This window comes from Endozoicomonas sp. Z74 (assembly GCF_057680865.1).
Genome location: NZ_JBLYZI010000070.1, coordinates 22,510 through 30,065, shown reverse-complemented (window position 1 = coordinate 30,065; position 7,556 = coordinate 22,510). Strand labels below are relative to the sequence as shown.

Genomic DNA, 7,556 nt, shown 5'->3' with positions numbered 1-7,556 from the left:
GATAAGCCGATTCCTGATCGCACGACGATCATGAACTTCCGGCATTTACTCGAGAAGCACCAGCTGGGACGGGCTATTTTCGCCGAGATTAATAATTGGCTGACGAACTCTGGCATCATCCTGAAAGAAGGCACTCTGGTGGATGCCACCATTATTGAGGCGCCGACGTCTACCAAAAATAAGGAGAAGCAGCGCGACCCTGATATGCACCAGACGAAAAAAGGAAATCAGTGGCACTTCGGCATGAAGGCTCACATTGGCGTTGATGCATGCACTGGGCTGACTCACAGTCTCACAACAACAGCCGCCAATGAGCATGACCTCAATCAGGCTGGTGAGCTTCTTCATGGGGATGAGGGATTCATATTCAGCGATGCCGGTTACCGGGGAGCAGAACAACGTCCTGAACTGCAGGATGTCTCTGCTGAGTGGTTTATTGCTGCAAATCCATCCCGGCTTAAAGAGCTGAAGAAACACCCTCGCAAGAACAAAGATGAGCTCAAGCTTGAGCATTCAAAAGCAAGCATTCGAGCTTTTGTGGAGCATCCCTTCCGGATAATAAAATGCCAGTTTGGTTTTGTGAAAGCCGTATACAGGGGGCTTAAGAAAAACGATAACAAACTGGCAACACTGTTTGCCCTAGCGAACATCGTCAGGCTGGATCAAATGATCCGGGCATAGGGTGAATCCGCCCGAAAACCGTGAAAGTGGTTAAACCCTGCCACTTTCAAGTAAGTTTTTGGTGGATTATCCACCAAAATTTCTGGGGCTAGGCTGCTTTTGCGATCCCAAAAGATGAATTTATCAAATAGCTGGGGTTGTTCGCACCTTCCTTAAACGACTATTGAAATGTATGAGACAATAGCTGTTTGCCAGAAGCATAGCTTAATTTTGTCGACGAATGACCATGGATCTCGGGAGGGCATGATTCGTTATGAGAAGCCTGCTGGACATATCAGCCGGAAGGCTGGCCCTGGAGAAGGTTCGATCCGGCGGCCTGCCCCAGAACAGCATTAAAGTGATGGCTGGTGCCTCTGGTGGCCCTAAATGGTTTGTGCTCAGCGGGCTGGATAAAGCATTGCTGACTGAGTATTTTCGGGATCGGCAGACACCTCTTGATCTGCTGGGAACGTCGGCGGGTAGCTGGCGGTTCAGTTGCTTCAGTCAAAGTGATCCTCTGGCGGCTCACCAGCGTTTTGAACAGGGTTACCTGCACACCCGCTATTCCGAGAGGCCGGACGCCCATGAAATCAGCCGTAAGGCCAGGGACCTGGTTGAGAGCATGATTGGCCCCAATGGCACTGAAGAGATTCTGAATAACCAGATTATGCGCTTTAACCTGATTGCCGTGAGAAGCCATGGATTATTGTCATCTGAGCGCAGGCCTGTGCAGATGACTGGATTGGGAATGGCCGCTACTGCCAACCTGGTTAACAGAAAGCTTCTGTCGCATTTTTTCACACGCACGCTGTTTTATCATCCGGCCTATGAGCAGTCTGAAAAGCCGGACTTTTTTCATCTGAATGACCTGCCCACTGACCGGGTCCGGCTCAGTTCAGACAACCTTACCAGTGCAGTGATGGCTTCCGGGTCAATTCCGGCCGTTATGGAAGGAGTCTCCGGAATCAAAGGGGCTCCACAAGGGGTTTATCGGGATGGCGGCATCACCGATTATCATTTTGACCTGCCTCTGCATAAAGGGGATGGCCTGGTACTCTATCCACATTTTTACAACTGGATGATTCCGGGTTGGTTTGATAAAGCTCTCAAAAAACGCAGGCCTGTTCCTGAGAACACCGATAATATTGTGCTGATATCCCCCTCCAGTGAGTTTGTGGCCAGCCTGCCTTACGGCAAGATTCCCGATCGCAACGATTTTCAGCGGTTCAGTTTTGAGGAGCGGGTTCGTTACTGGGAAAGGGTGATACGGGAAAGCGAGCGGCTGGGTGACTGCTTTCTGGAGCTGGTCAACAGTGGCAGGATCCGGGAAGTGGTGAAGGCTCTCTAATCGGTGAAGGCTCTCTAATCGGTGAAGGCTCTCTAATCGGTGAAGGCTCTCTAATCGGTGAAGGCTCTCTAATCGGTGAAGCCTCTGTAACCGGAGAGGTCTCTCTGATCAGGCAAGGGGGAAGCTTTGGATTCAGTTTTTGATTCGGTGTTTTCAGGGTTACCTGCCTGCACTGTATACGACCGGATGGTCCAGAATTTCAGACACCTTTTGGGTGATCATCCATGGGTTCCAGGGACTATTTTTGAAATACGGGATACTGATTGGTCGTCTGTGGATATCAGCCTGCGCTTATCCACAGATGACGGTTCCCTTACCGCTTTTCAGAACCATCTTGATAGTGATTTTGATCCCCAAAACCCTGTGCTCCTCCATGTCTGGTCAAGAATTCGTGACTTTTTATCCACAGGCCAGACTGTGGCCAGCGACTTCTGGCTGGAGTTTGATGATGACGATCTGAATCGGGGACTGGCCGTGCCCAGTGTATTTCTCCGGCCGGATGACAAACGACTGGCCAATGGAATTGCTGGCTTGTCAGAGGTTTTGATCCTGCTGTGTGACAGCCCTGAGCTGCAAGCCAGCCTTTCCAGGTTGGCGGCTATCCTTGCTGAGTATCCAGCGGTTGAGATCCATTATCTGGGAGTGATGCTGTCTCGAAAGTCCCGAAAAAAGGGGAGTCTGAGATGCTGTCTGAAAATGTCATTAAAGGATGCAGAGCATTTTATTGAACGGTACATGTTGCTTGTCTGTGACGCCAAGATACAGCAGCTAATGAGTAGCGATGTGTTCGGGTTGGTAGATACTGTCGTGTTGTCGTTTGATCTAGGGAAGGGGGTGAACCCCAGGTTTGGTATTGAGTTACCTGTGTCCGGTTCGAAAGCGGCAGAGGCGCTCTATCTTTCATTGGGAGGCTGTGACTCCCGGACCATGATGTCCTGGCCAGGGGCTTCAGAAAACCTGGAAGCCCTGCTTCAAAAGGGAGCCATTGGAACTGAGATAGGTCGGCAGAAAGAGCTGGTCTATTCCCGCCGTATCAATCACTTTAAACTGTTGTTTGAGCCGGGCTGCCCTGTTCAGCTTAAAACCTATCTTTATCTGGCCCTGGGGACGCTTAAGAAGCCCTGAAGATTAAAGTAATTCAAACCCAGCCTTGTGGAAAAAGGTCCTCAGGTCTTTTTCAATGGTCTGGCGCAGCCATTGATGAGCATGACTGAACTCCCAGTGTCTTGGCCAGGCAATACTCAGGGTAGCCGGGGGGAAATCCACAGGCAGAGGCAGGAAGGTGAACTCCGGATTGGACATGAGTTCAGGGTACATCATAGTTGATGAGATCAGAAAGGCTTTGTCTTTCTGGATCAGCTCCAGGGCAGCTGTCTGGTTTTTCAACCGGATCCATGGATTGCTGAGAGTGGTGGACAGGGACTTTAAATGCTCGGATTCCCCAGTCTGTCCCATGGGGGCATTTAATGAAATAAAAGGGTAGTCGTCCAGGTCCGCCAGTTGTTTAATACCTGTTTTAACCAGAGGGTGACCTTTGCCCAGCAACACACAAACGGGCCCCTCAACAATGTTGACACCTGACAGATCCATGTCATCCAGGCTGGTGGTTGGAAGAATGGCCAGGTCAAGAAGCCCTTCTCTCATTTTTTTAGTGGACGTTTTACAGCAGCTTTCCAGGCTGAATGACAGGTTGGGGGCTTTTTCCCTGATTCTGTCGAGAGATTGAATAAGGTGGGATTCCAGGAATCTGGATGTGCTGGCAATATGAAAATGGTGCTGACAGGTTTTGGGACTGAAACTCTGGTTTTCAAACAGGTTGTCGGCTTCGTTCAGCAGGTGTTCTACCAGCGGTTGTATCTGCTGGGCCTTTGGTGAAAGTGAAATATGATTGCCATCCCGGGTTAGAATCGGATCGTTAAAGATGTCCCTCAGCTGGGAGAGCGTGCGGCTCATGGTGGATTGGGTGACGTGCATTAACTCGGCTGCGTGTGTCACGCTGGCCGTATCCAGGATAGCCTTGAGTGCAGGAAGCAGACTCATTTTTAAACGCCCGTTAACCACAGGTTTTCTCCTTCCCAGGCAGCTTTGAGCGTTATCCTGATGAAAACAGTGCAGTTTCCAAAAAATAAAAAATGTGGTCTGCAGCGCCCTGAATAGCTGGGTTTATAAAGAAAAAAAGCCGGCACTGCAAAAACAGCCCGGCTACAAAAACACATCATTCATGAATCGGAGTAATAGCGATTCATAGCCGAAAGAATATAGAGCATGTGACTGGATCACTAATGGGTATTTTTAATTTAAACATTGATTTTACCAATAGGTAATTAAACTTATTGGTTGAATCAATGGGGGGATTGAAATATTGCACGTGACCTGTCCATCAAACGTGATTAAAACTCCCAGTGCCAAAATACCAACACAACACTGGCTCTGTTTCAGAAATAGATTGGTCGTTACGGCGACAGTATCAGCTTTCTTTTCTGGAATGATGTTTATCAGGAGTATCACACATGCAAAAGAGATTAATTGCCGCTGCCATCGCTTCTCTGGTAGCCGGTCAGGCCATGGCGATCACTGTGGTTGACGATGGAACCAATAAAGTGGCCATTGGCGGCCATATTGGTATGCGTTATGTAGACCAGGATTCATCCCATGCAACCGCTGGAGACAGCAGCCGTATCAACTTTGGTTTTGAGTCCAAGCTGACCCAGGACACCACGGCTTTTGCCATGGCAGAGTGGGGCTTTGACACCACCACCACAGGTGATGAAACAGACAGCTTCTTCTTCCAGCGACTGGGTTATGTGGGTGCGAAAAACGACCAGCTGGGTTCCATCTCCTTCGGTAAGCAGTGGTCTACTTACTACACCATCGCAGGCTGGACCGACGTATTTGCCACCACCGGTGGTGATGCTGTTGGCGCTTATGGCGATGACGGTGAAGTTCTGGGTACTTCCCGTGCTGATGATGCTCTGCAGTACAATGGCAGCTTTGGTGGTCTGAACCTGTCTGCCCAGTATCAGGCAGGCAGCCGCAGTCTGACTGACGACGACGGTAACCTGCTGAACCCTAACTACCAGACACGGGACTACTCTTACGGTCTCGGTGCCAGCTATGACCTGCCCATGGGCCTGAGCTTTGGTGTGGCTTATAACGAAGCCAAGCTGAAGGATGAAGTGGCTCCCAATACGGATGCCAAGAACAAGGCCAAATCAGCCATCGTGGGCGCCAAGTTTGAAGCGGATAAGATCTACGCTGCATTCACCTACGCTGAGCTGAAGAACCGTAATGCCCATGATTACCTTGGCCTGGTCGAAAAGGCTAAAGGTTATGAACTGTACGCGGGCTATCAGTTCAATGAGAACTTTATGGTTGAGACCGGCTACAACCAGCTGAAGGATAAGAGCGGTCAACCAGGGCTGGGTGAAGTGAAATACTTCCCTCTGGGTCTGATTTACACCACTGGTCCGATTCAGCTGTCCGGTACCTACCAGTTTGAAGACAGTAAGGATGCCGCTGGTCAGGATGTAGACGACAAGCTGATTCTGCAGGCTCGTTACTACTTCTGATAATACTGCTTTGGCGCTCGATGACAGAGTGCCGACTGCAGTAAACCAACAAAAAACGGGGCCTTATGGTCCCGTTTTTTGTTGAGTATGAAAGCAAGATCACTGATGATTCAAATGATTGATGCTTGATTTTATTCTGAACTGCCAGGGACAGGGTTACCAATATGATGTCGAAAAGGAAATGGTCGTTTATTTTGGCAATAGCCTTTGTCGCCAGCGGCTATCTTACCCTCTGGCCAGTGCCAGTTGATCCTGTGGCCTGGAATGCACCCCGTAATAATGGATACACCGGGGAGTTTGAGGTGAATCATCGTCTGTCAAACCTTGAGTTTATCGACCTCTCCAGGCATTCCGGCCCTGAGGATGCAGCGCTTGGCCCTGATGGAAAGATTTATGCCGCCACTCAAGATGGCTTTATTGTCAAAATTGATTTGAAGGCCGGTACTGCGGAACCGGTGGCCATGACTGGAGGCCGCCCCCTTGGTGTGACATTTGGCCAGGACGGTCGGCTCTATATTGCCGATGCCTTCAAGGGACTCATGGTCATGGAACCGGATGGAAAATTGACACTGCTCGCCGACCGCACTGCCGATGGTTCAGTCATTGCTTACGCCAATAGCCTTGATATTACGCCATCGGGAGTTATCTATTTTACCGATGCCAGCAGTAAATTTGGTGCCGCTGCCAACGGTGGAACGCTGGAGGCCTCGTTGCTTGATCTGATGGAGCACGGACCCCACGGACGCATACTTAAATACGTACCGGAGACGGGCAAAGCCTATGTGGTGGCAGAAGGGCTGAGTTTTGCCAATGGCCTTGCTCTTTCTGACGACAATCGCTTCCTGCTGGTCAATGAAACAGGAACCTATTCGGTGCTGCGACTGTGGCTATCAGGCCAAGGAATGGGTGAACTGGAAACAATAGTCGCCAATCTTCCGGGATTTCCTGACAACCTTAAGCGTGATGACAACAATACGTTCTGGCTGGGGCTGGCCAGCCCGAGATCAGCCCCAGTGGACACCCTTTCCAACTGGCCCTTCCTGCGCAAGGTAGTGCAGCGTTTGCCAGCTGTTGTCCGCCCCAAACCACAACGCTATGGAATGGTTGTGCATATTGACGGCAATGGCCAGATATTGGAAACCTTACAGGATCCTGCGGGTGACTATGCCCTGAATACAGGTGCTTTGAGAGGACCCAATGGTGAGTTGGTTGTGACCAGCCTGACCGAACCGCGGCTTGGGTATCTTAAGGCTGGGTGGGAATGAAAATAGTAAGCACAACCCGAAGCGTACCTAGAGCTAGTTGCACTAACGTACATCATTAAAATATGAGTCAATGCTTCAAGACCATATCCACCGTCCGTGCATCATTGGATGCACTGCTGGAGCAATTGACCTGTGACTGAAAAAGAAAAGATGCTGGCTGAAATGGATTATCTGGCCTTTGATCCCGAGTTGTTGATGGAAAGGGAGAAAGCCAAGACGCTGTGCCATACCTACAATCATCTGTCTCCAGCCGAGACGGAAGAGAAAGCCCGTATTCTGGAGCAACTTCTGGGGCAGGTGGCAGAAGCCCATATTGAACCGACTTTTTATTGTGACTACGGCTACAACATCCGCCTGGGAAAGCAGTTTTACGCCAATCATAACCTGGTGATTCTGGATGTCTGCCCTGTCCATATTGGCGACAATGTCATGTTGGGACCAAATGTCACCATCAGTACCGCGGGTCATCCTATTGATGCAGAAACACGCAATTCTGGCCTGGAGTTTGGCCGGAAAATTACCATTGGCAACAATGTCTGGCTGGGAGCAAATGTGACCGTCAACCCTGGTGTAATCATTGGGGATAACGCAGTGATCGGTTCCGGCAGTGTGGTGACCCGGGATATACCCGCTAATACGGTAGCTGCTGGTGTGCCCTGTAGGGTGATGAAAACCATGGAACAAGGGTGAATGCGCTAAAACAGCCCACCCTAA

General features: G+C 50.1%; 7 protein-coding genes. 6 read left to right on the top strand and 1 reads right to left on the bottom strand.

Going from position 1 to position 7,556, the window contains the following annotated elements; genetic code table 11:
• From ACNRUY_RS18050 to ACNRUY_RS18040, 3 genes are all read left to right on the top strand, one after another.
• Window positions 1-681: IS5 family transposase (locus tag ACNRUY_RS18050; RefSeq protein ID WP_488113045.1), on the top strand; the 681-nt coding region annotated here is incomplete at its 5' end.
• 253 nt (window positions 682-934) lie between these two features.
• Window positions 935-2,008, top strand: coding sequence for a patatin-like phospholipase family protein (locus ACNRUY_RS18045; RefSeq protein ID WP_488113044.1), 1,074 nt, complete (start codon window positions 935-937; stop codon window positions 2,006-2,008).
• A gap of 126 nt (window positions 2,009-2,134) precedes the next feature.
• Complete coding sequence (locus tag ACNRUY_RS18040; RefSeq protein WP_488113043.1) at window positions 2,135-3,133, top strand: hypothetical protein; 999 nt, start codon at window positions 2,135-2,137, stop codon at window positions 3,131-3,133.
• A gap of 3 nt (window positions 3,134-3,136) precedes the next feature.
• Here the strand turns inward: ACNRUY_RS18040 and ACNRUY_RS18035 are convergent, their stop codons facing one another.
• The gene (locus ACNRUY_RS18035) at window positions 3,137-4,048 is read right to left on the bottom strand and encodes a LysR family transcriptional regulator (protein ID WP_488113042.1); all 912 of its coding nucleotides are present in this window, start codon (window positions 4,046-4,048) and stop codon (window positions 3,137-3,139) included.
• Window positions 4,049-4,518: 470 nt separating this feature from the next.
• Here ACNRUY_RS18035 and ACNRUY_RS18030 point away from each other — a divergent pair, with 470 nt between their 5' ends.
• The 3 genes from ACNRUY_RS18030 (at window position 4,519) to ACNRUY_RS18020 (ending at window position 7,532) form a co-directional block, all read left to right on the top strand.
• Window positions 4,519-5,577: a porin gene (locus tag ACNRUY_RS18030; protein ID WP_488113041.1), complete on the top strand. Its 1,059-nt coding sequence runs from the start codon at window positions 4,519-4,521 to the stop codon at window positions 5,575-5,577.
• A 164-nt stretch (window positions 5,578-5,741) separates the two neighbouring features.
• A complete protein-coding gene (locus ACNRUY_RS18025; protein ID WP_488113040.1) occupies window positions 5,742-6,842 on the top strand; it encodes an SMP-30/gluconolactonase/LRE family protein in 1,101 nt (366 codons plus the stop codon).
• 132 nt (window positions 6,843-6,974) lie between these two features.
• Window positions 6,975-7,532, top strand: a complete 558-nt coding sequence (locus tag ACNRUY_RS18020; RefSeq protein WP_488113039.1) for a sugar O-acetyltransferase — start codon at window positions 6,975-6,977, stop codon at window positions 7,530-7,532.
• The last annotated feature ends 24 nt before the right edge of the window (window positions 7,533-7,556 follow it).